Origin of the sequence: Oxynema aestuarii AP17 (assembly GCF_012295525.1) — a bacterium.
GTDB classification, from domain to species: domain Bacteria; phylum Cyanobacteriota; class Cyanobacteriia; order Cyanobacteriales; family Laspinemataceae; genus Oxynema; species Oxynema aestuarii.
The window spans coordinates 5,568,082-5,590,857 of the sequence record NZ_CP051167.1 but is presented as its reverse complement, the minus strand read 5'-3'; the positions used below and the strand labels follow the sequence as shown (position 1 = coordinate 5,590,857).

Sequence of the window (22,776 nt, the reverse complement as noted above, 5' to 3'; positions counted from 1 at the left end):
GGGTCATATAGATGGAGTTGATAGTCGCATTCAGCCCAAATGGCGAATTATTAGCATCGGGAAGTTGGGATGGCACCATAAATTTGTGGCGGCGCGACGGCACTTCAATCAACACTATCAAAGCTCATACATTGGCGATTAGAGAAGTCGCATTCAGCCCAGATGGTAAAACTTTAGTCTCCGGTAGTGATGATAAAACAGTTAAATTGTGGAAACTTGATGGCAAATTAATTAAAACCCTCGAAGGTCATACTCATAAAGTTAGAACCGTAGGATTTAGTCCCGATGGAAAGACTATTATTTCTGGTAGTGATAACAATACGGTGAAGTTTTGGCGGAAAAATACCCCTTCAATTCCTAACCTTACAACTCATGGAGATTCTGTTTGGTCAGTGGCATTCAGCCCAAATGGAGAAATCATTGCATCGGGCGGTAGGGATAACACAGTGAAATTATCGCTGCGTGACGGTACTCTAATCACGACTCTACAAGGTCATAAAAACTACATTAACACACTAACATTCAGTTCGGATGGAAAAACTCTCCTATCAGGCAGTTCGGATAAAACGATCGCACTCTGGAACCTTGATGGTAGCTTAATTAGAAATTTTCCAGAACATACGAGTTCAATTTTGGCAGTAGCTTTTAGTGACGACGATCGAAAAGTGTTATCAGCTACTTCCGACAAAAAAGTACATGTGTGGCATAAGGATGGCCAGTCTATTACCTCATTTCCTCTCGAAGGCCATAGTAGCAAGATTAATGCGATCTCCTTCAGTCCTGATGCCAAGACCGTCGCATCAGGGGGTGCAGACGCAATGGTCAAACTGTGGAATCTTGATGGCAGTTTAATTGCTACTCTCGAAGGTCATGCTAGTGAGATTAATACAATCGCCTTCAGTCCCGATGGCAAAACCATTGCATCAGGCAGTAAGGATAAAATGGTCAAACTGTGGAATCTTGATGGCAGTTTAATCGCTACCCTCGAAAGCCATGCTAGTGAAGTGAATGCAATCGCCTTCAGTCCCGATGGCAAAACTATCGCATCAGGCAGTTCCGATAATACGGTGAAATTGTGGCAGCCCGACAGTACTTTAATTCATACTTTTTTATCTCATAACGGTCCAATTTATGCATTAGCATTTAGCCCGGATGGAAAAACCTTGGTATCTGGCAGTGAAGATAGTACCGTGAAATTATGGAATCTGAATTTACCCGACCTGATAAACCGTGGTTGCACCTGGCTTGAGGAATATAATATTAGCCGACCAGATCGATTCAGTCAATTAGAATCTTGCCAGAACCCTCAACGATTGCAAGCATCTGCACTTTCTCTAGTTGCCCAAGGCGAACAACTAGTTAAAACAGGAAAGTTCGAGGAAGCAATTCACAAATTCGAGCGAGCAAAACAGTGGAATCTAAAATTAACTTTCGATTCTCAGCGAAAAGCAGTCCCCGCCTTAGTCAAACAAGCCGAAAATTTGGTTCTCGAAGGAAAACGCGATGAAGCAATTTACAAATTGAAAGAAGCACAAACTCTCGACCCTAATCTCGATCTCAATCCTGATACTAAAGAAGTAGAGACAGATGCAGAAATAGTTGCTAATCAATTTACTGCTGTGAAAAAACGTGGAGAAGCAACCACGTTAGCGAGGGAGGGAAACCTCGATGAAGCCATTGCTAGATTTGAAGAAGCGCAAACTCTCGACCCTAATCTCGATCTCAATCTGAGCACTGCAGAAGTAGAGACAGACGCAGCAACTGTTGCCAAGCAATTCGCGGCTGATAAAAAACATGAAGAAGGAACTAAATTAGTGAAAGAGGGGCAACTCGATAAAGCGATTGCCAAATTTAAAGAAGCACAGAACCTCAATCCGGATATCGATCTAATTTCCGACAACAGTGATGAACAATATAAACAGCCCGAAATGGCTGTTCGCTACTTGGCTGCCATTGAAAAATTCAAGAAAGGCGAATCATCAGCAAAAAAGGGAGAAATAGATGAAGCAATTGCCTTGTTTAAAGAAGCTCAAAATCTCGATCCGAATGTAAAAAAGGCTAGTTCTTGGAATACCCTGTGTCGTTTTGGTGCGCTCCAAGGTCGCGCGGCTGCAGTGCTGTTTGCTTGTGAAACAGCAGTCAGTTTAGAAGCAGAAAATGCAGTCTATCAAGATAGTCGCGGTTTGGCAAGAGCGCTGACGGGAAACATTGAAGGGGCAATAGAAGATTTCCAAGCATTTCTCGATTCAATTAATAACAACTCAGCACAGTTTTGGCGAAAAGAATGGATTTATTCCCTCCGTAACGATAAAAACCCATTTACGGAACAGGAGTTACAACGTTTGTTAGAGGAATGATTCTTTTGAAATTGTGATGACGACTATTTACGGTAGTTTAGTTACTTGCAATTACAATCTGAAGACACCGGGTTTTTTGCTTATCGCTCTTGCATCATGAAACAAAATCACCCCAAATCTCTTGAAAAATAGCAGCTTGCAGCAACTTTTTTAGAGGTCTATAGAGCCATCCTAAAATAGTTGGAAATCAAGGTCACGACTCGCATAGGATAACTACAGTATTTTTCTCCCTCGTCCCCCCCTTTCTAAGGGGGTTAGGGGGGATAAAAACTATCCCTCATCAGACACCCGAGTGCTGTATATTTAATAACTATTTCCAAATTTCCTCAAAAGATAAAACAAAACCGGGTAAAATTTCTTCTCCAGATAAAGTGGCTGGTTTCTCAAAAACTTGCTTATCCCGTCCCGGTCGATAGACCTCGACGCGATTTGTTTCTCGGTCAATTAACCAAGCTAATTTCACCCCATTTTCGATATATTCTTCGAGTTTAGCCTGCAAAGTGCTGAGGTGGTCTGTGGGTGACTTCAACTCCAAGACAAAATCCGGTGCAAGGGGTGGAAATTTCTCTTTTTCTGTCGCCGTCAGTCCGTCCCATCTCTCCACCTTCACCCAAGCCAAATCGGGAGAACGGTTGGCGCCATTTGGCAATTTAAAACAGGTGGAAGAATCGAATAATTTCCCTAATTTGGTTTGGCGGTTCCAAATGCCAAATTCGATTAATAATTCTGCATTGCAGTTTCCTGTTTCTCCTCCCGTCGGCGACATGATGAGGATTTCTCCATTGGCGTTGCGTTCAAATTTGAGTTCGGGATTGGCGCGACAAAGTTGATAAAATTGTTCGTCATCGATCGCACAAAGCGGTTTTAAGTCAAGAGTAATTATATTCATTTTTTGGATTTATTAAAATAAAAGTTAAATTCGCTTTTAAATCAAAAGTCTATTTCCAAATTTCCTCAAAAGATAAAACAAAACCGGGTAAAATTTCTTCTCCAGATAAAGTGGCTGGTTTCTCGAAAACCTGCTTATCCCGTCCCGTTCGATAGACCTCGACGCGATCTGTTTCTCGGTCAATTAACCAAGCTAATTTCACCCCATTTTCGATATATTCTTCGAGTTTAGCCTGTAAAGTGCTGAGGCGGTCTGTGGGTGACTTCAACTCCAAGACAAAATCCGGTGCAAGGGGTGGAAATTTCTCTTTTTCTGTCGCCGTCAGTCCCTCCCATCTCTCCACCTTCACCCAAGCCAAATCGGGAGAACGGTTGGCGCCATTTGGCAATTTAAAACAGGTGGAAGAATCGAATAATTTCCCTAATTTGGTTTGGCGGTTCCAAAAGACAAAATCGGCGGCAATCTCAATATTGCAATTCCCTGTTTCTCCTCCGGTCGGCGACATGATGAGGATTTCTCCATTGGCGTTGCGTTCAAATTTGAGTTCGGGATTGGCGCGACAAAGTTGATAAAATTGTTCGTCATCAATTGGGGTAATTGAATTTAAATCAATTGTAATTGTATTCATTTTTGTTTTGAGGTGATTTTAAGTTACAGCACGCGGGCGTCTGATGAGGGATAGTTTTTATCCCCCCTAACCCCCCTTAGTAAGGGGGGAACGAGGAAAGTCGCCCTTTTCAAGGGGGATTTAGGGGGATCTAAATGTCTTGCAGAGCAGAGGAAAATGCTGTATTTCTTTTGGAGATTGTTTATAAAATAAACATTAAGAGTCATGTTTGAGGATCCTGTAGGAGTTTGGTAAGCAAACCCCTAGATTCTTTGAGATTTTCTTGATAAAAAGTCTCTTAGATGGCTATCACGAATGTTGTTGTAAAATTCATGATTTTTAGGGATACGGCAATTCTGTTTCCCTACAGGGATGCCTGACGATCGCTGGATGAAACAACTTAGAGAGGATAGCTATATTTTAAAGCGGTTATTGTCGGCAAGGTAAGAAGCGGTGGAATCGCGATCGCCCGGTGACTGAATTTCTGGCGGGTGGGGGAGGTGAGTAGGATGTCCGGAGTCCGGGGTTCGGGCTGGCTCGAATAGCGACACGAACGGGACGAAGGGCTATACTCGGATGAGCAGAGGACGATCGCGGAGTAAGCACCGATGCAGGGAGTAGCCAACGCTGTTAGTTTGACGTTTCAACCTCTCCTCGACCCGCCGATAGTGGGGGCAGAGGAGCCGGAAAATCTCAAAGCGGCTTTCACGATTTTTCTGCACTTAGTGCAGTTGGAGTTAGAGGATGCGGGGCTGGAGGCGGAGGCGATCGCCCAATATCGCGAACCATTCCAAAAATTTCTCGATCGCCCGTCGGTCAAAACCACCTTACTCTCGGCCTTCACCCCCCAAAGCCCGACCCTGGAACTCGAAGTTTTTCCCAGATCTTGGGCGGACCTGCACTTACCGCCGTTGCCGGATCTGTGGAGTTGGTCCGATCTCGCTCGTGCTTACTTGCAAAAAGTGAAAGCGCTCGCCTACGCCCAATCGGTCTGCCAGCGCCTCGAAAGTCCGAATGTAGAGGACAGTTTAACCCGCGAAACCCTCAAAACTCGGATTTTTGGCGAACGCTGGTTTGACGAAACCTGGCACGAAATTCTCGTAGAAATTGTGGCGATCGCCGATCGCGAACTGGCTGGCGAACTGATCGACTATTTACTCCACCTCGACGGCGAAAACGCCAATTTCCTCAACCTGTTCCTCGCCGCCACCTGCCTCGCCAGTCGCGGCGATCGCGCCGAAATGGCTCCCCTCACCGCCACCGTGCGCGATCGCCTCCGGCAGTTGTGCGATACCCCTTCGGCGTTCCTACGCGATCGCGGCGTCGCCGACCGTCGCTTCCCGATCGCCCTCAAAGCCGTCAGCGCGATCGCCAACCTCTCTCCCGGAGATCCCGAGACCCTCCACTGGCTGAAAACCCTCGCCCAGTCCGACGCCTACGACTCGATCCGCATGAGCGCCGTAGACGAAATCGCCCGAGGCTGGAACCGCGATCCCGAGACCCTCCAGTGGCTCGAAACCCTCGCCAAAACCCCCGGTTCCGACATTACCCGGGCCAGTGCCCTGCGCGGACTGGCCACCTACGCCCCCAAAAATTCCGCCACCGAACCCTTACTCAAAACCCTGATTAAAGACGATCGCGACTGGTTGGTACGCGAAGCCGCCGTCGAAGCCCTGGCCCAACATTATCGAGACGATCTCGAAACCTTCTCCCTCCTGCAAACCCTCGCTACGGGCGATCGCGAACCGGACGTGCGCGAAACAGCCGCCCGCGAACTCGCCCACACCTACCCCGATCGCCCCGAAACCTTCTCGGTCCTGCAAACCCTCGCCCGGGAAGATGCCGATTGGCGCGTGCGTCGCAGCATCGTCCGCGAACTGGCCGCCGAATGGCTCAATCGACCGGAAATCGAAGCAAGGGTCGAAAAATTACTGCGCGAAATCGCCACTACCGATGCCGATTGGCACGTGCGCCGACGGGCGATCGAGGCGATCGCCAGCATGAGAATCACCCCCGGCGATCGCCTCGACTGGCTCAAACAGTGCGCGACGCCCAAGGAAACCTGGCAAGTGCGCGTCAGCGCCGTGCAAGCCGTGGCCGCCCAAGGGTGCGATCGCCCCGACACCGCCCCCTGGCTGGGCGATCGCACCCAAACTGATGCCGATTGGCAGGTGCGCATCGCCGCCGTCGAGCAACTGGTCACCGGATGGTTCGATCGCCCGGAAACCCTCAGTCTCCTGCAACGTACCACCACGGGCGATCGCGCTTGGCAAGTGCGCGAAGCCGCCCTTCACGAACTCGTCAAAGGTTGGAAAGGCGAAACCGATACGATCGAAACCCTCGAAACCTTGGCCGTCGAAGACTCCAGCTCCGATGTTAAAATGGCTGCCCTCAGCGAACTCGCCACCGGATATTACGGTCGCCCGGAAACGCTGACCTTACTGCAAGAGCGGGTCGAGTCCGATCCCGATTGGGACGTGCGGATCGTGGCGTTGCAAGAACTGGCTGCCGGATGGTTTGACGATTCGGAAACATTTTCAATACTCAAAAACTGTGCCGGATCTGATGAAAATTGGGCCGTTCGATTGGCGGCGATTAAAGAACTCTTTCGCGGCTGGATCGAACTACCAGAAACGATCGCCCTTCTCAAAGAACGGGCCATTAAAGATGAAGATTCGTTCGTCCGTCATGCCGCCGTTCAATATCTCGCCCGAGGCATGAGTGACGAGGGTTTATTATTTGAATTTCTGCGCGATCGCGCCACCCAAGACCCGTTTAAATCGCCGGAAGATGGCAAACTCAATCCCCGACAAACGGCTTTAGAATGTTTGTGCGATCGCTATGGCGATCGTCCCGAAACCGTACAAATTTTGCGCGATCGCCAGACCCAAGATACCGATCCTGCGGTTCGCCAGTTTGCCGAAAAAATCGTAGCAGAGTGGGGATTGTAGATTGTAGATTGTAGATTGTAGATTTTAAGATTTTCGATAGAGCCTCTGTTTCCGATCGACCAGGCAAGACGCCCGCACCCCAGACTTTCTACTCCCCTCCCCCCTCTTGGCTCCCGCGTCCCAAAACTTCCCCAAACTATGGAATTTCTCACAATCGTACTCGCCGGACTGCTCGGCCTCGGTTCGCCCGTCGGCACCGTGTTCGATACCGCCGCCGAGAAAGCCGTTCTTTCCGGCCTTCATTCTGCCGACAATTTGACCGTTCGCATGGACAATTCCCCCAACTATCTTTGGTTTGGGGGCAAGATCGATCGCCTGCGGGTGGCCGGGCGCGGATTATATCTCACGCCCGACTTGCGGATCGATACATTAGAGTTGGAAACCGATCGCCTCAACGTAGACCTCGATCGCCTGCGCGAAGAAGGAAGCGAATCGTTACCGCTCTTTTTGCGCGAACCCCTTCAAGGGGCCGTGCGTTTGGTGTTGACGGAAGCCGACCTCAATCGGTTTATTCAGTCCCCCGCCTTTCTCGAACAAGTTGGCGTCGTCGGCGAACAGATCGCCGAAGGAACTGCCGCCGAAACCCAGGGCGATCGTTATGAAGTCGTCAACCCGCGATTGGACTTCCTCGGCAACGATCGCCTCGCCTTCCAAGTCGAAATCCGCGATCGTCGCGATGGGGAAAGTTTGCAAGTTCGGGTTAATTCCGGTTTAGCCGTAATTTCCGGACATCGCCTCGAACTGGTCGAACCCAAGATCTCACTCGGCGATCGCGAATTACCCCCGAAGGCGATCGAATTGATTGCCAAAGCGGTTAGAGAACGGGCCAACTTGCAACAATATGAAGACCGGGGCTTACTCGCCCGGATTTTAGAATTTTCGATGACCGACGAGGCGATCGAAATCGCGGGATTTATCAAAATTCAGGATGCCAGTGCGCCCATTTCGCCGTGAGGGCGATCGCCGCTTTTCTGGAAATTCGGGGGAATTGGTTGTAGTTTTGAAAGGGTTGTCATGGCGAGGCATCACCTCGAAGACACCGGGACAACATCGATCTTGCTTTTGTCCCGTTTCGGGTTGGCTCGGGGGCAGTCATGGCCTCCAAGATCGGCAGGTTTGTAGATTTATTCCTGTTTTTTAGCTGAATCGGCGGGAAGCCCCGCACTCTACGCGAAGCGTGAGTGTCGGGATGAAAGCCGAGGCGATGGAGTGGAATGGAGTCGCCATACTCTTTCGCGATTTTCTAGGGAGCATTGCTGTTTCTCCTAAGTTATAAGAGTTACATGCTTGTATTGACCTACTCATACCGGATTTACCCAGATCTCGAACAAGAACTCCAGATGCTGAATTGGCTGGAGACTTGCCGCCAGGTTTACAACTATGCGGTCGGGGAGCGCAAGGACTGGATCGACAGTCGGAAGTGCTCGGTCAATGCTTGCACTCTCCAGAAGGAGTACAATTACTACCGTCAGAAGAAGGCGTTAACTGAAGCTAAGAAAACCAATCCTGAACTCAAAGCGGTTCATTCTCAGGTGCTTCAGGATGTCATGGGGAGGGTTGATGCTGCTTTCGTCGCCTTCCACCAAAAGCGAACTGGGTTTCCTCGGTTCAAGAAATTTGGTCGGATGCGGTCATTTCTGTTTCCGCAGATCAAAGGTGAGGCGATTGATGGCAACAGCATTAAGCTGCCAAAGATCGGGCAGGTGCCTATCAACTTGCATCGCCCCATCCCAGAGGGCTTCGATCTGAAAGCTGTTCGGGTCGTGCGGAAGCATTCAGGCTGGTACGTCATGCTGATTCTAAAAGCCAACGTTGATGTACCCGACATCCCGCCAGAAGGTCATGCCCTGGGGCTGGATGTGGGTCTGGAGTATTTTCTATCCACCTCTGATGGCGAGCAGGTTTCTCGTCCTCGTTTCTTCAATAAGCTGCACCGCAAGCTGAAATCGCTGCAACGTAGGCTAAAAGGGAAGCAGAAGGGGTCGAAAAACTGGCTCAAGTTAATCGAGCGGATCGGTCGAGTTCACGAAAATATTGCGAATTACCGTCTGGACTGGCAGTTTAAGCTGGCTCATCATCTCTGCGATCGAGCCGGGATAATATTTGTTGAAGACTTGGACTTCAGGACACTCGCTAAGGGCTTCCTTGGCAAACAGATGGTTGATGCTGGCTTGGGTCAGTTCGTCAACATTGTGCTGCCGTGGGTGTGCTGGAAGCGTGGTGTCTACTACAGCAAGGTCAACCCTAGAGGCACCAGCCAGGAATGCCCTGAGTGTGGGGCTCAAGTCCGCAAGGAACTAAAAGACCGCATTCACCATTGCGGTGAATGCGGTTCCATCAAGCCCAGAGATGTTGCCAGCGCTCAAGTTATTCGCAATCGTGGCCTCTCAGTCGTGGGTCTCACGGCTGATGAAATCGCCTGTGGACGGGTTCTGTCGGGGGCATTGCCTAGACAAGACCGAACGAAGCAGGTAGTCGCTGGAGCGATCCAGTGAAGCCCGCGCTGTACCGTTGGCGAAGCCTGCGCGAAGCGCATAGGTCAGCGTCGGGAGAACGTCACTCGAGGGAATCGCAGATCCGACCGTCGCGAACGGAGTCGAGTGCGAGCAACCGAGGAGGACTGCGCGTCCAACCTTACCCGGTTCGGGTTTCGCCCCGCGATCGCCCGATTTAGATCGACTATTCTCGAATCCAAAAGGAGCACATTGATATCATGCAAAACCAACCAAACACGCGCCGCGTTCCCGTCGGGATTGTCGCCCTCGGTGCCACTGTCGCGATCGCGGCAGGGGGTGCTACGGCTTGGTGGGTTTTCAAATCCCAACCCTCTGCAACCCCCGACCCCAGTCCCACCGCCACCGTCGCACCCCAAACCGAGACCCCCGCGACCCTACCGACTGAAGCGCAAAAGGTAGAAATTTACTTGCTCGAAGATACGGGAACCGAGTTCAAGCTCGAATCGACCCCAGTTTCCGTAGAAGCATCTGCCGAACCCGACGCCTTGTTGAGAGCCGCTTTCGAGCGTTTATTTTCTCAATCCGGTGAAGTTCGAGGGTTCAGCGCCATCCCGCCGGAAACGAAGTTACTCGACGTTAGCGTTAAAGAAAACGGAGTCTTCGTCGATTTGTCTGCTGAATTTACCAGTGGGGGCGGCAGTAGTTCGATGATGGGGCGCTTGGGACAAATTGTTTACACGGCCACCAGTTTAAATCCCAATGCTCCCGTGTGGATTTCTGTCGGCGGAGAACCGTTAGAATTGCTCGGCGGTGAAGGGTTGGAAGTTCCCCAACCGATTACCCGGGAGATTTTCGATCGAGAATTTTCGCTGTAAACCCCTTCAGACGTGGGTTAACGACGCTCCCCACGTCATGGGTGTGGGGAGTGGTTTACTTTTTGCTCGTGAAACTTAAGGCCCGGAATTGGCGGGCTTGTTCTTCGATGCGGGCGGCGAGGCGATCGCACACCAAGTTACACAGGTCAAAAATTAGGGGATCCTCGACGCGGTAGTAAGCAGAAGTGCCTTCACTCCGACGGCTGAGGATCCCCGCTTGCAACATCACTTTGAGGTGTTTGGAGACATTCGCCTGACTGGTATCGGTCGCTTCGACGAGTTCTTGAACGCATTTTTCACCGTCACGTAAGAGATTTAAGAGCTTTAAGCGCATCGGCTCGCTCAAGATACTAAAGTAGTCCGCAACGTACTGTACGACTTCTTGGGGGACAGGTTGCGCGATTTTCATGGGAAATTAACCTGAAATGACCGATCTAACTATCTTAACAGTTAAAAGGTTTATGACAATAGAGTGATTAAAGTAAAACCTTGTCGGGCAGGGGCGATCGCATAGGGGCGACCGAGGAGAATCGCCCCTCGTCCGAATCGAGACCGTACCGAGAAGGGAACGACAACTGGCACGGGGCGATCGCCTCTCCAGACGAAACCCCCGAGCCTCAAGGGTTATCCCCCGCATCCCCGGGCGACGCCACGTTTAGCCCTCCGGATTGACCCGCATCAACACTTGACCGTATTCGACGGATTCTCCATTTTCGACTAAGATTTCCATCACCTGTCCGGAGACCTCCGCTTCCAGTTCGTTCATCAGTTTCATCGCCTCGATAATACAGACGCTTTGACCGACACTGATGCGATCGCCCACCGACACAAACGGCGGTTCGTCCGGTGCGGGGGCGCGATAAAACGTACCCACCATCGGCGAAGCAATCTCCACCCACTGGCGATCGTTCGGCGTCGGCGGCGGCGAAGCGGGAGTCGGCGACGGAGTGGGCGCAGGCGCGGCGGGAGGCGCGGGGACGGGCGCTACGGGAGCGCTCGGCGTACCTTCACCCGTCGCCAATCCGGAGACCTCCACCGCCGGAGTAGGCGCCCCCGTAGCGGCAACCGTTCCCCCGAGGGGGCCTTTACGCACGGTCAGCTCAAAATCATCACTTTTTAAAATCAGTTCGGAAATATCGGTCCGATCGACCGTTGCGAGCAGTTCGCACAGTTGACTGAAGTCAAATACCACAGTGTTTTCGATCCCGTTAAATCATCATGAAAGCAAACCCAGCAGATCGCTCGGCTGCTTTAAAATATCTTTCTCGGTTGGCGCCGAGAACGATCGCGCAGTGCTTGAGAAATTCAAAGCCCCGTCGTCGAGCGCGTCTGGAAGTAATGCACTCCCGACCCGTCATCATGAGGGGCTGTTGAAATAGAGAGCTGGCGCTTCGGTTTATTCGCGACCTAGATAAGTGTCGTTGCGAGTATCGATTTTGATACGTTCTCCAATCGAAATAAACAGGGGAACCATCACCTGGGCGCCTGTTTCGACGATCGCGGGTTTGTTGCCGCCAGTCGCTGTATCGCCTTTAACTCCGGGTTCGGTTTCGGTCACCTCCAAAACCACCGAATTCGGAAGTTCGACTTCCAGCACCTGGCTTTCCCAACGGACGACATTGACGTCCATCCCTTCCTTGAGATACTTCACGCGATCGCCGATTTGCTCGGTTTGCAGGCGCGTTTCCTCAAACGTTTCCATATCCATAAAGACGAACTGATCCGCGTCTTTATAGGTGTATTGCATCGTGCGCTTTTCTAGCGTCGCTTGAGGAACGGTTTCCCCAGCTCGGAACGTGCGCTCGACAACGCTCCCGCTTTGCACATTTTTGAGTTTCGTGCGCACGAAAGCAGAACCTTTTCCGGGTTTGACGTGAAGGAATTCAACTACCCGCCAGACCGCACCATCTAATTCAATCGTGACCCCAGTGCGAAAGTCATTACTCGAAATCATCTATCTTTCTCGGGCAGAACAATCGGCATCTAATTGTACCGCGAGGGAGGTCTTCTCCTTCCATTCAAAATCGATCCCGACCGATTCGACGAGTCGCGATCGCGCGTATCGCCCCTCCCATCAACCCCTTGCGCTGCTCTAATTTCCCCCAAAACCCCACGAGATCCTACGGTTTCTCCCTCGGCGCGTCCAAGAAACCCACCCCTCTATATGGCAAGATAATTTCATGCCGTGTCAAGGAGTCAGGGATAAATCAATGCTTCTTTGGAGCAAAAAAATAAAAAATTTACTACGGACTTGGCTGACAACCTCAGTCGTACTCCTGCTGATGGTCAGTCTCTCCCTCGGACTGAGTTCGGCATGGTGGGACTTATCCGGAGGCGATTCCGGACGCACCAGCCGCCTCGCTCAAGGAGATGCGATCACCGATGCAAAAGCGCTCTTGCGCTACGCTTTACCCATCGATAACGATACGATCCGCGACATCCAACAAAACCTCGAAGATATTTCCTATCAACTGCGCGGCAAACGTTGGGGGCCGATTTCCTCCGATCTCCGTCGGATCTCGATGGCCCTCGATACCCGCGCCTCCGATATCCTCGCCAGCATTCCCGAAGACCGACAAGCTCAAGCCAAACCCCTCGTCGAACAACTCCGTCAGGGACTCGGCGACCTCGAAACGGCTGTCGAGGCTAAAGATCGACCCGCTACTCAAGAAGTGCGCGATCGCCTCCTCGCCACCGTCGGTCAACTCGAACAGATGATGGTCACCGGCTTTCCTTTTGAAGTTCCCGAAGAATACGCCAATCTTCCCCAACTCAAAGGTCGCGCCACCGTGGAGATCGAAACCGATCGAGGTCCGGTTACCGTCGTCGTTGACGGCTACAGCGCCCCCGTTACCGCCGGAAACTTTATCGATCTCGTCCAACGTGGCTTTTACGACGGTCTCGAATTTATTCGCTCGGAAGGCAACTACGTCCTGCAAACGGGCGATCCCCCCGGTCCCGACGAGGGCTTTATCGATCCCAAAACCGGTGAATATCGCAATATTCCTTTAGAAATTTTAGTCCGAGGTGACGAAAAACCCACCTACGGAATCACTTTAGAACAAGCAGGTCGCTATCAAGAAGATCCCGTCTTACCTTTCTCCGCTTATGGCGCCGTCGCAATGGCTCGACCGGAAATCGATCCCGATGGCGGTTCTTCCCAATTCTTCTTCTTGTTGTTCGATCGCGAACTCACCCCTCCCGGCTTCAACCTCTTGGACGGTCGTTATTCCGTTTTCGGTTATGTCGTCGAAGGTGAAGACATTTTAGAAGAACTCAAGCAAGGAAATAAAATTATTTCAGCTAAAGCGATCGAAGGATCTGAAAACTTGGTTGAACCCTAATTGCATTCCTTTCTAACTGCATTTGAACCCTAAAAGGTCTAGGCCAGTCTTCGGTCTAGACCTTTTGGTATTTTAGGTTTTAGATTTTAGATTTTAGATATGGAATCGGCGATCGCGGTGAGAACAGGGTTGGGGTAAGTAACGGTATTGAAATATAGGAGGTTATCGGGGGTTATCGGGGGTTTAAATGTAGGCTCGGGATGTTCGAGTCCTTCCCCCACGGGTGTAGCTGGCTTACTGACCTGTCGGCGAACTCCGGCAGCCATCCAGAGTCACTGAAGTTAAGTTAAGTTAAAAATAACCGCCAAAGCGCGATCGCCCCACAGATAATTAACAATAGATCCCCGTTTTAAAGATTCCGCGATCGGTTCAAACAAAAACCAAAATAATCTTAAAACATCATGGCAATTATTCAATTATTTTTCTTCCTAGTTTTCGCATCTATTCTATTTTTCATTGTCAGCGCGCTGCTGCGAGCCAATGAAAATCAACGGCGGTTGGAAAAAGCATTTTACCATCTCCTAGAAAGAGAAAAATGCAGAATTTCTACCATTCAATTGTCCGTCGTCGCTCAAGTCGATGCCGACATCGCCAAACCCTATTTAGAACGGCAAGCAAAAGCATTTGGAGCCACCTTAGAAGTCGATGTCGATGGGGATCCGTTCTATCGCTTTCCTAAATTGCGTCCGTCGGATTCGGCGTTGGAATAAAGATCGAAATCATCGAAATCGAGGTTCAAAATAACAACAGCAAGGGTGAGTTTGATGGCGAATGACGATCGCAGCGTCCGGCGAGTGCGCGATCTCGGCGAACAGGGAATTTTACAGTGTTTGTATCAATTTTGTCCGGCGGATTTAGTCGGTGACGATGCGGCGACGATCGCCCTGACCCCAGACTTGGGGGATTCCCTCGTGGTCACCACCGACGTACTCGTCGATGGGGTTCATTTCAGCGATCGCACCACTTCCCCGGAAGATGCGGGATGGCGCGCCGTCGCCGCCAACTTATCCGATTTAGCGGCAATGGGGGCCACTCCGATCGCGATTACCGTCGGTCTCGCCCTCACGGGAGAAACCCGCCTCTGCTGGGTCGAAGGACTGTATCGGGGGATGGTCGCTTGTCTCGATCGCTATCGGACCGCGATCGCCGGAGGGGATGTCTGTCGTTCCTCAGTCAATACGGTCTCGATTACGGCATTCGGTCGGGCCGATGGCGCACGGATCTGGCGGCGGGACGCGGCCCGTCCCGGGGATGCGATCGTAGTGACAGGGTGGCACGGCGCCTCGCGGGCGGGTTTGGAACTGCTCCTCGATCCCGACCGGGGAAAGGCTTTGAGTGCGGACGATCGCGCCGATTTGATTCGAGCGCACCAGCGACCGAAACCGCGTCTCGACGTTCGGGAAGCTTTACGGGGGGCGATCGCCGAAAACGAGAACGACAGCCAGACCCGAAGTTATGCGGCGATGGATAGCAGCGACGGGTTAGCCGATGCGATCGTGCAAATTGCGCGAGCGAGTGGGGTGGGCGCCCGGTTGGAGCGGTCGCAACTGCCCCAACCCGACAGTCTCGGCCAACTGGCGACTCCGGAACAGGCCCTCAACTGGGTGCTTTACGGTGGCGAAGACTTCGAGCTCGTCCTTTGTCTGCCCCCGGCGATCGCGCGATCGCTCCTCTCTCGTCTCAATGCCGAAGCGCGAATCGTCGGTGAAGTCACTCGGGAACCTGGAGTTTACTTAACCGGGACTCCTGGAAGCTGTCGCGAACAACAACTGAGCCTCAAGAAAGGATTCCAACATTTTTAGCTCTGAAAATTGCAACGTCGATCGAAATTGCAACAGCCACAATTCCAACGAAAAAGCGAGTGGCGAACCTTGAAGATTCTTGCAAATCACTCAAAGTTCAACACTCACTTTGCAAAAAAGATTATAGCTTTAAGCGCTCCACTTTGCAGCCACTAATTCGGCCAAGTCAACCACCCGTTGGCTGTAACCCCATTCGTTATCGTACCAAGCCACAACTTTGACCAGATCGCCATCCATGACCATCGTCAAGCTGGAATCGACGATCGAAGACGCATCGTGTCCCCGGTAGTCCGAAGAGACTAACGGTTCGTCGCTGTATTCTAAAATTCCGTTGAGCGAACCGTTTGCCGCTTCGTGCAGGACTTCGTTGACCTGCTCGGCAAAGGTCTTTTTCTCAACTTGAGCGACGAAATCGACCACGGAAACATTGGGGGTAGGAACGCGCATGGCAATCCCATTGAGTTTGCCCGCCATATCTGGAATCACGAGAGAGACCGCTTTAGCAGCTCCCGTGGAGGTCGGAACGATGTTGATCGCGGCAGCACGAGCGCGTCGCACGTCGCGGTGGCTGGCATCGAGCAAGCGTTGGTCGCCCGTGTAACTGTGGGTGGTGGTCATCGTCCCTTTGATGATGCCAAAGTTGTCATGAATGACTTTAACCACCGGAGCCAAACAGTTCGTCGTACAGCTTGCATTGCTGACGACGTTGAAATCTTCGTGCTTGTAATTGGCGTGGTTGACTCCCATGACAAAGGTGCCAATCTTACCCCCTTTACCGGGAGCTGTAATCAGAACTTTTTTGGCGCCTGCCTCTAAGTGTTTGGAGGCTCCCTCTTCGGTCACAAAAACGCCAGTCGATTCGATCACCAAATCAACTCCCCAGTCAGCCCAGGGCAAGTTTAATGGATTGCGATCGGAAACGCATTTAATCGTCTTGCCGTTTACGGTGATGGAATTTTCATCGGCACTGATTTCAGCATCCAATTTCCCCAGCATCGAATCGTATTTCAAAAGATGGGCGTTCGTTCTGGGGTCAGAGGTATCGTTCACTCCAACTATTTCTAGTTGACTGTTGGTTCTGGTTAGCCAGCAGCGCATGAAGTTGCGTCCGATGCGTCCAAAACCGTTGATCGCTACTCTAATCACTGCGTCTTGCCCCTTTGTCTACTTAAAAATGCCTATTGTTGAACCCGATCATATCGCAAAGGCTGTACGATTCGATACTCGTTTCCAAGGGTTGGCTGATATTCAGGGTTTGACCGTCGGAGTGTGGTGGTTCGACGGCGATCGCTCAATGGCGGTAGAGATTGTGACTTTCAATATAGATTCTAACGGCGTCGGCCAGACCCTCGCACGGCCAATTCCCTTGGCGCCGCGATCGGCGAATTGCAGTGGATGAAAGGGGGATTCCGGGTAAGTCTAAAATTTGCCAGTGAAGGGTCTGGCCGAGGCGGCTAAATTCGGCGGCCACCCGTTCGGCGAGACCGGTCGTGGGATCGGGGGAGTTCTGCGGACGATCGCCGATGACGGGGCGCGGTGCGACCAACCAGCGACAGGCATCAACGAGGTCCTGGACGCGGTACCATTGGGGCAACTTGGCAAAAGCATCGGCGCCGAGAATCCAACTCCACTGGGTATCCGGATAGGCTCGGCAGAGGGTGAGAAAGGTGTTAATGGCATAAGAGCGGGAAGCACTCGGCTGATTCGGATCGCAAAATAGGGCAAATTCACGACGATCGGCGATCGCCAATTCGACCATCTTGCAACGATGTTCGTAAGCCGATGGTGAGGCTTTGAGCGGATGGGGCGGACGGCGATCGGGTAACCACAAGACTAAATCGAGTTGACCTTGGCTGAATGCTGCCTCGGCAAGGATCTCGTGACCCCGATGGACGGGATCGAAGGTGCCGCCGAAAATACCTATTTTTTGCATCGATACTCTGGCGTGCAAGGGAGAGTCATGAGTTATTTCCCAACAAATTCTCCCGATTTCTGGCGATCGTTATTGAAGGCGGTACGAGACTTTAAAACATCCCTCTACGATTCGATGGTCTGCCTCCATTGTCTCCGGGATTTGGCGTTCTTACCCGTCGCTTATTGTTGGCGATCGAACTGCGATCCGGCGGGTATAGTGGCGGGTATAGTGTTTTGACACTCCCCCATCTAAAGGTATGGGGATTCTCGCTTCATCGGGAGTCCAACAACTTTCCCCTCGGCGATTTCAAGTGTGCCGCCCATTGCGAGCCAGCTTCCTCCGGTCGATCGCGAGACTCTGGCCGGGTTGCGGATCGTCTTCATTCTATCCAAAAGCCGTCCTAGATGGTGGCTGAGCTGGCCGAAGTCAGGACGGGGCTTGTACCCCATTATTTTCGATTGAAAAGCCAACTCGGGCGGCCTAATTTCAAGTACTCTGGGGACGATCGTTCGGACAGTCGGGGAGAAGTTGATTTTTGGGGTTACTCTTGTGTTGGTAGCCGCGATTTTTGCCGATCGTTTGCTTGCCGACCCGTTCGTTTTTGGCCAGGGATTTCGACCGAACAGGGAGTGCCTTCCAAAAGGGACGACTCTGGAGCTGAAAATTCAAGTCCAAGTTGCCTTACTGGACAATTGGGTAGCGATCGCGTTAAAAAATGTCCACAGATAGAAAAAATGTCAGGAATTGACCGTGACAGCCATGTATTTGACTTTACAATCTCCAGAAAGCTCTGGAGCGCTCGCAAGGGATTTAGCCTTCGAGTGTATCGTGAAAAAACAATTCTTGATATGATATCGCGTGTTATTGGCGTGGTGTGGTGTGTAAGGAGCTAAGATGCCGAGTTCTGTTGATTTTAGCGGTAGACCTTTCCATTTCATTGGAATTGGTGGCATAGGAATGTCAGCCCTCGCCTATATTTTAGCGAAGCGTCAGGTTCCCGTATATGGCTCGGATTTGCGATCGAGTCATATCACCCAGCGCTTGCAAGACAATGGCGCTCATATTTTTTGGCGACAAGATGCAAGCAATTTATTATTCTTCGAGAAACTAAATGGAGAACAGCCGGAACCCGCCCGGGTCAACGGAGGGGGCATTCCGGATACCCGTGCGCGTCAACGCTCCACCCCACAATCCGTCAACGGTCAGTCCCCGTCTAACTCGGCTTCTTTACTGCCACAAGTCGTCTGTTCGACGGCAATCGACGCCAACAACAGCGAGTATCGAGCTGCCTTAGACTTAGGCTGTCCGATTTTCCATCGCTCCGACTTGTTAGCCGCCTTGATCGACGATTACGACAGCATTGCCGTTGCCGGAACCCACGGTAAAACGACGACGAGTTCGCTCATCGGTCACCTGCTCCTTCAGTGCGGACTCGATCCGACGATTGTGGTCGGGGGTGAAGTGAAAACCTGGGAAGGCAATGCTCGCTTGGGACACAGCCCGTATTTAGTTGCCGAAGCCGACGAATCGGACGGTTCGTTGGCCAAGTTGTCGGCGAAATTCGGGATCGTCACCAATATCGAACTCGACCATCCCGACCACTATCAAAGTCTCGATCAAGTGGTCGAGATTTTTAAAGTGTTTAAAAGGCGCTGTGAAGTTTCGATCGGTTGTATCGATTGTCCGACGGTTCGCGACCAGCTCCAACCGTCAGTGAGTTACAGCCTCAATTTGGATTCGGGCGCGGATTACACTGTCGATTGCATCGCTTATCGAGCCGACGGAACTACCGCTCGGGTTTGGGAACGAGGTGAAATTCTCGGCCAACTTTCCTTACCGTTGTTGGGACACCATAACTTGAGTAATGCGTTGGCGGCGGTAGCGCTCGGACGTTTGTTAGGATTGGAGTTTTCTCAGATTGCGGCGGCGATCGCGACTTTTGCCGGGGCCGCTCGTCGTTTCGAGTTGAAAGGCGAATATAACGGCATTCAGTTCGTAGACGACTACGCGCACCACCCCAGCGAAATCCGCGCTACACTCAATGCGGCTAAACTACAGACTAAAAGTTTGTCCTCGGGCGATCGCCAACGCACGGTTGCCGTGTTTCAACCTCATCGTTACAGTCGCACTCAGAAATTCTTATCGGAATTTGCCAGTGCCTTTGAGGATGCCGATTTGGTCGTGGTTACCGATATTTACAGTGCGGGGGAAGCCAAAATTGAAGGCATCGATGGGGTAAGAATTGCCGAGGCGATCGCCGAACATCATCCTCGGGTGCATTATCAAGAAAACCTCGATGCAGTTCGTCAGTTTTTGTGTGAAATGTTACTTCCTGGGGATTTGGTCTTGTTTCTGGGAGCGGGGAATCTCAACCAGATCGTCCCGGAGGTCATGGCATTCTACCAAGAGACGGAGCGAGAAGGTTTGCAAGCCACGCGCCATCGCGCCTAAATTGGAGGCGAACGGACGAGGGACGTTCTTCAACGTTCAAAACGCCTGTTCGAGCCAATTTTCGGCATAGGTTTACCAGCATAAAAGCACCATTACTATCATGACACTTTCCCACGAGCAGCTTAGCGCCGTCCCGAGGGCCGAGGCGGTCGTCTCCCCCAAGCCCGAGAGTTTTCAGCGAGAAACCCAACGCTCCCCTTACTCGATCCCACTTGAAAGTGGTAATTGTGAGATAAAACCGAATATTTCTCTGGCGAGCTATACATCATTTCGCGTCGGCGGTCCGGCGGAGTGGTTTGTCATTCCCAGATCCCTCGACGATATTAAAGCCAGTTTTGCTTGGGCGCGGGAGCGGGGGCTACCCATCACCCTCTTGGGGGCGGGGTCTAACTTGCTCGTCAGCGATCGCGGCCTGCCCGGTCTGACGATCGCCACTCGCCATTTAAGAAAAACTCACTTCGATCCGGAAAACGGGCGCGTGCGGGTCGCCGCAGGCCAATCCCTAGCCCGCTTGGCATGGCAAGCAGCCCAACTCGGTTGGGAAGGCTTCGAGTGGGCGGTCGGGATTCCCGGCACCGTCGGCGGCGCCGTGGTCATGAATGCCGGAGCCCACGGCAGTTGTTGCGCCAACGTCCTCGTCAACGCCCACGTCATGGATCCCCAGGGCAACGTCCGCGTGCTGACCCCGGATCGACTCGGTTATGCTTATCGAACCTCGATCCTCCAAGGGAGCGATTTGCTCGTGGTCGAAGCGACCTTCGCCCTCAATCCCGGCGCCGATCCGGAAAAAGTCCTGGCCACGACCGGGGAACAACTCCAACTTCGCAAATCCACCCAGCCGTACCACTTGCCCAGTTGTGGCAGCGTCTTCCGCAATCCCCAAGGGTCTCCCGGGGCCGGGTGGCTGATCGAACAAAGCGGACTCAAAGGCTATCAAGTCGGTCAAGCTCAAGTCGCCGAACGCCATGCCAATTTTATTCTCAACTGTGGGGGGGCGACGGCAAGCCAAATTTTTGAACTGATCCGTCACGTTCAAGCCCAAGTGTCCCAACATTGGTCCTTGGATTTAGAACCGGAAGTTCGCATTCTCGGCGAATTCTAACGATCGCCCGCCCCGCAATCCCCCCCTGGGGTCGGGGTCGCTCCGGGGGAGAACGGCGCGATCGAGTTGGATCGAAAATACCGATCGCGCTACACTGAGGGACAACTTCAACATCAGAAAAGCGATCGTCGCTGTTCACCTAATCCATAAAACAATAGAGTCAACCAATTATGTCAAAAGGACAGGGATTTGGCTTCAGTCTCGGCAAAATGAAAGAACTGACTGAAGCTTTCAAAAAAGCTCAGCAGGTGCAAGAAGGTGCCAAAAAGCTCCAAGAAGAATTAGACCAAATGGAAATCGAAGGCCAAGCTGGGGGAGGTTTGGTCAAAGTCATTCTCAGTGGCAACCAAGAACCGCGTCGCGTAGAGATTTCCCCGGATGCTCTCGGCGAAGGAGCCGACGTGGTTTCCGAATTGGTCACCGCAGCAATGAAAGACGCCTACAACAACTCCACTGCCACCATGCGCGAACGCATGGAAGAACTGACCGGAGGCTTGAACCTCCCCGGTATGTAACCTACCGACTTTCCAAGCCAACGGCTCCCGAACCCCCAACCGATTTCGACCCCTTCGAGGTCGAAACCTCGGTTCGGCGATCCGGGGTCGTTTTTGTCGATCGCGCAGCCCTCTGGCGGCGATCGCCCCGCTTCCCCCGCGACCACTCCGCTCGTACCCATGCCCTACAAACTCCTGTTCGTCTGCCTGGGAAATATCTGTCGCTCTCCCGCAGCCGAAAATATCACTAACTACTTACTGCAACAACAGAACCTCGACGGTCAAATTACCTGCGACTCCGCCGGAACCATCAGCTACCACAGTGGCAGTCCCCCGGACCGTCGCATGGTCGAAGCGGCAAAAGCCCGGGGAATGACCTTTAGCGGTCGGGCCCGTCGCTTCGATCCCGCCGATTTTGAAAAATTCGACCTGATCTTAGCAATGGATCGGGACAACTACGCCGATATCCTCGCCTTAGATCGCAAGGGCGAATACCACCATAAAGTCCGGATGATGTGCGACTTTTGCCGCCATCACTCCCTCAAAGAAGTCCCGGATCCCTACTACGGCGGTCCCGAGGGCTTCAATCGCGTCATCGACTTGCTGCTCGACGCCTGTGAAGGTTTGCTAGAAGAAATCGCGAGCGAACGGCTCGATCCTTCGACGACGCCGCGATCGCACTAGTCCGGCGGCGGGACGACCAACGGAGAATTTCGCTCACAGCAAGGCCCGTTCGATCGCCACCCCCACCAACTGCGCGCGATTTTTGGTCGCCGTTTTTCTCAACAAGCTGCTGACGTATTTTTCGATCGTGCGCGGACTGAGGTGGAGGCGATCGCCGATTTGAGCGTTTGACAACCCCTCGGTCAGCAAACTCAACACCTGCCGTTCGCGATCGCTCAACACAATTTCAGCCTCGCCCTCGCCGTCACGGTTTCGATCTTGAGCTTGATTCCAACTCGGCGCCGAGGCGCGCGATCGCCGCCCGTCCGAGGGCGGATCCCCTTCTGGGGACAAATACGCCGCCGCTCCCCCGGTCTCGGGGCTGGGTTTGTAAGCAAACCGCCACTCCGCCTCGATCACGGGAGAACTCAAGGTCTCTTGCGCTCTCCAGGTGGCTTGGGCGATCGAGGAAGCTCGCTCCAGCAGATTGCGAATCACCGCCCCGAGTTCTTCCAATTCAAACGGTTTGGCCAAATAAACGTCGCAGCCGAGTTGATAGCCCAAGATCCGCTCTTGGGTATTGGTCCGCGCCGTCAGAAAAATCACGGGTAACAAGCGAAATGCAGGCTTTTTGCGAATTTGCCGCACTAACTCGTAACCGTCCATCTGGGGCATCACGATATCCGTCACCATCAAATGCGGTTGATGTCGCTCCACCATCGTCAACGCTTCCCGACCGTTGGCAGCCGCGATCGCCATATAGCCAGACATTTCCAAATATTCGCCGATCGCCAGGCGAGTACCCGGATCGTCATCGACTACTAAAATTGTCAAGAGCATGATTTCACGGAGAGCGTCCCAGTGTAATGC

At 52.3% G+C, this 22,776-nt stretch carries 25 protein-coding genes; 14 read left to right on the top strand and 11 right to left on the bottom strand.

Annotation, left to right across the window (positions count from 1 at the left end; translation table 11 throughout):
• The first annotated feature begins 11 nt into the window (after positions 1-11).
• Positions 12-2,357 carry a WD40 domain-containing protein gene (locus HCG48_RS22340; RefSeq protein ID WP_246259694.1) on the top strand — a complete coding sequence of 782 codons (2,346 nt, stop codon included), beginning with the start codon at positions 12-14 and terminating at the stop codon, positions 2,355-2,357.
• A gap of 310 nt (positions 2,358-2,667) precedes the next feature.
• Here HCG48_RS22340 and HCG48_RS22335 read toward each other — a convergent pair whose 3' ends face one another.
• The 3 genes from HCG48_RS22335 to HCG48_RS22325 all read right to left on the bottom strand — a co-directional run bounded on the left by HCG48_RS22335 (position 2,668) and on the right by HCG48_RS22325 (position 4,478).
• Positions 2,668-3,246, bottom strand: coding sequence for a Uma2 family endonuclease (locus HCG48_RS22335; protein WP_168571150.1), 579 nt, complete (start codon positions 3,244-3,246; stop codon positions 2,668-2,670).
• 49 nt (positions 3,247-3,295) lie between these two features.
• Positions 3,296-3,874 (bottom strand): Uma2 family endonuclease, encoded by a 579-nt coding sequence (locus tag HCG48_RS22330; RefSeq protein WP_168571149.1) that lies wholly within the window; start codon positions 3,872-3,874, stop codon positions 3,296-3,298.
• 379 nt (positions 3,875-4,253) lie between these two features.
• Positions 4,254-4,478 carry a hypothetical protein gene (locus HCG48_RS22325; RefSeq protein WP_168571148.1) on the bottom strand — a complete coding sequence of 75 codons (225 nt, stop codon included), beginning with the start codon at positions 4,476-4,478 and terminating at the stop codon, positions 4,254-4,256.
• On the opposite strand from HCG48_RS22325, the gene HCG48_RS22320 reads away from it, so the two are divergent.
• The 4 genes from HCG48_RS22320 to HCG48_RS22305 all read left to right on the top strand — a co-directional run bounded on the left by HCG48_RS22320 (position 4,462) and on the right by HCG48_RS22305 (position 10,135).
• Entirely contained in the window at positions 4,462-6,804 is a 2,343-nt protein-coding gene (locus HCG48_RS22320; RefSeq protein ID WP_168571147.1) for a HEAT repeat domain-containing protein, read from the top strand. The genes HCG48_RS22325 and HCG48_RS22320 overlap by 17 nt on opposite strands.
• Positions 6,805-6,942: 138 nt before the next feature.
• Positions 6,943-7,758 carry an LmeA family phospholipid-binding protein gene (locus HCG48_RS22315; protein ID WP_168571146.1) on the top strand — a complete coding sequence of 272 codons (816 nt, stop codon included), beginning with the start codon at positions 6,943-6,945 and terminating at the stop codon, positions 7,756-7,758.
• Between the two features lie 329 nt (positions 7,759-8,087).
• Positions 8,088-9,299: an RNA-guided endonuclease InsQ/TnpB family protein gene (locus HCG48_RS22310; RefSeq protein ID WP_168571145.1), complete on the top strand. Its 1,212-nt coding sequence runs from the start codon at positions 8,088-8,090 to the stop codon at positions 9,297-9,299.
• Positions 9,300-9,517: 218 nt separating this feature from the next.
• On the top strand, positions 9,518-10,135 hold the full coding sequence (locus HCG48_RS22305) for a GerMN domain-containing protein (protein ID WP_168571144.1): 618 nt from the start codon (positions 9,518-9,520) through the stop codon (positions 10,133-10,135).
• Positions 10,136-10,190: 55 nt separating this feature from the next.
• On the opposite strand, the gene HCG48_RS22300 is transcribed toward HCG48_RS22305, so the two are convergent.
• Positions 10,191-10,544 (bottom strand): ArsR/SmtB family transcription factor, encoded by a 354-nt coding sequence (locus HCG48_RS22300; RefSeq protein ID WP_168571143.1) that lies wholly within the window; start codon positions 10,542-10,544, stop codon positions 10,191-10,193.
• Positions 10,545-10,624: 80 nt separating this feature from the next.
• Between HCG48_RS22300 and HCG48_RS22295 the strand changes: the two genes are divergently transcribed.
• The gene (locus HCG48_RS22295) at positions 10,625-10,807 is read left to right on the top strand and encodes a hypothetical protein (protein ID WP_168571142.1); all 183 of its coding nucleotides are present in this window, start codon (positions 10,625-10,627) and stop codon (positions 10,805-10,807) included.
• Here HCG48_RS22295 and accB read toward each other — a convergent pair.
• The 3 genes from accB to efp are packed head-to-tail and all read right to left on the bottom strand — an operon-like array spanning position 10,791 to position 12,089.
• Positions 10,791-11,327 (bottom strand): acetyl-CoA carboxylase biotin carboxyl carrier protein, encoded by a 537-nt coding sequence (gene accB, locus HCG48_RS22290; RefSeq protein ID WP_168571141.1) that lies wholly within the window; start codon positions 11,325-11,327, stop codon positions 10,791-10,793. The two genes, HCG48_RS22295 and accB, sit on opposite strands and share 17 nt — an antisense overlap.
• A gap of 16 nt (positions 11,328-11,343) precedes the next feature.
• Positions 11,344-11,496 (bottom strand): hypothetical protein, encoded by a 153-nt coding sequence (locus tag HCG48_RS22285; RefSeq protein WP_168571140.1) that lies wholly within the window; start codon positions 11,494-11,496, stop codon positions 11,344-11,346.
• A 35-nt stretch (positions 11,497-11,531) separates the two neighbouring features.
• Positions 11,532-12,089 (bottom strand): elongation factor P, encoded by a 558-nt coding sequence (gene efp / locus HCG48_RS22280; protein WP_168571139.1) that lies wholly within the window; start codon positions 12,087-12,089, stop codon positions 11,532-11,534.
• Between the two features lie 256 nt (positions 12,090-12,345).
• Between efp and HCG48_RS22275 the strand changes: the two genes are divergently transcribed.
• The gene (locus HCG48_RS22275; RefSeq protein WP_168571138.1) at positions 12,346-13,479 is read left to right on the top strand and encodes a peptidylprolyl isomerase; all 1,134 of its coding nucleotides are present in this window, start codon (positions 12,346-12,348) and stop codon (positions 13,477-13,479) included.
• Positions 13,480-13,565: 86 nt separating this feature from the next.
• Here the strand turns inward: HCG48_RS22275 and HCG48_RS22270 are convergent, their stop codons facing one another.
• Positions 13,566-13,745 (bottom strand): hypothetical protein, encoded by a 180-nt coding sequence (locus tag HCG48_RS22270; RefSeq protein WP_168571137.1) that lies wholly within the window; start codon positions 13,743-13,745, stop codon positions 13,566-13,568.
• Positions 13,746-13,880: 135 nt separating this feature from the next.
• On the opposite strand from HCG48_RS22270, the gene HCG48_RS22265 reads away from it, so the two are divergent.
• The gene (locus HCG48_RS22265; RefSeq protein ID WP_168571136.1) at positions 13,881-14,189 is read left to right on the top strand and encodes a hypothetical protein; all 309 of its coding nucleotides are present in this window, start codon (positions 13,881-13,883) and stop codon (positions 14,187-14,189) included.
• Positions 14,190-14,243: 54 nt separating this feature from the next.
• Positions 14,244-15,281: a thiamine-phosphate kinase gene (gene thiL, locus HCG48_RS22260; RefSeq protein WP_168572022.1), complete on the top strand. Its 1,038-nt coding sequence runs from the start codon at positions 14,244-14,246 to the stop codon at positions 15,279-15,281.
• Between the two features lie 129 nt (positions 15,282-15,410).
• Here thiL and HCG48_RS22255 read toward each other — a convergent pair whose 3' ends face one another.
• Together HCG48_RS22255 and nadD are read right to left on the bottom strand one after the other, a co-directional pair.
• Positions 15,411-16,427: a type I glyceraldehyde-3-phosphate dehydrogenase gene (locus HCG48_RS22255; protein ID WP_168571135.1), complete on the bottom strand. Its 1,017-nt coding sequence runs from the start codon at positions 16,425-16,427 to the stop codon at positions 15,411-15,413.
• A 145-nt stretch (positions 16,428-16,572) separates the two neighbouring features.
• Positions 16,573-17,214: a nicotinate (nicotinamide) nucleotide adenylyltransferase gene (gene nadD / locus HCG48_RS22250; protein ID WP_168571134.1), complete on the bottom strand. Its 642-nt coding sequence runs from the start codon at positions 17,212-17,214 to the stop codon at positions 16,573-16,575.
• Between the two features lie 27 nt (positions 17,215-17,241).
• Between nadD and HCG48_RS22245 the strand changes: the two genes are divergently transcribed.
• The 5 genes from HCG48_RS22245 (at position 17,242) to HCG48_RS22225 (ending at position 21,927) form a co-directional block, all read left to right on the top strand.
• Positions 17,242-17,433, top strand: coding sequence for a hypothetical protein (locus tag HCG48_RS22245; protein WP_168571133.1), 192 nt, complete (start codon positions 17,242-17,244; stop codon positions 17,431-17,433).
• A gap of 657 nt (positions 17,434-18,090) precedes the next feature.
• A complete protein-coding gene (gene murC, locus HCG48_RS22240; protein ID WP_168571132.1) occupies positions 18,091-19,647 on the top strand; it encodes a UDP-N-acetylmuramate--L-alanine ligase in 1,557 nt (518 codons plus the stop codon).
• Positions 19,648-19,747: 100 nt separating this feature from the next.
• A complete protein-coding gene (gene murB, locus HCG48_RS22235; RefSeq protein WP_168571131.1) occupies positions 19,748-20,749 on the top strand; it encodes a UDP-N-acetylmuramate dehydrogenase in 1,002 nt (333 codons plus the stop codon).
• 170 nt (positions 20,750-20,919) lie between these two features.
• Entirely contained in the window at positions 20,920-21,264 is a 345-nt protein-coding gene (locus tag HCG48_RS22230; RefSeq protein ID WP_168571130.1) for a YbaB/EbfC family nucleoid-associated protein, read from the top strand.
• 159 nt (positions 21,265-21,423) lie between these two features.
• Positions 21,424-21,927 (top strand): low molecular weight protein-tyrosine-phosphatase, encoded by a 504-nt coding sequence (locus HCG48_RS22225; protein WP_168571129.1) that lies wholly within the window; start codon positions 21,424-21,426, stop codon positions 21,925-21,927.
• 33 nt (positions 21,928-21,960) lie between these two features.
• Here HCG48_RS22225 and HCG48_RS22220 read toward each other — a convergent pair whose 3' ends face one another.
• Positions 21,961-22,746, bottom strand: coding sequence for a response regulator transcription factor (locus HCG48_RS22220; protein WP_168571128.1), 786 nt, complete (start codon positions 22,744-22,746; stop codon positions 21,961-21,963).
• Positions 22,747-22,776: the final 30 nt, after the last annotated feature.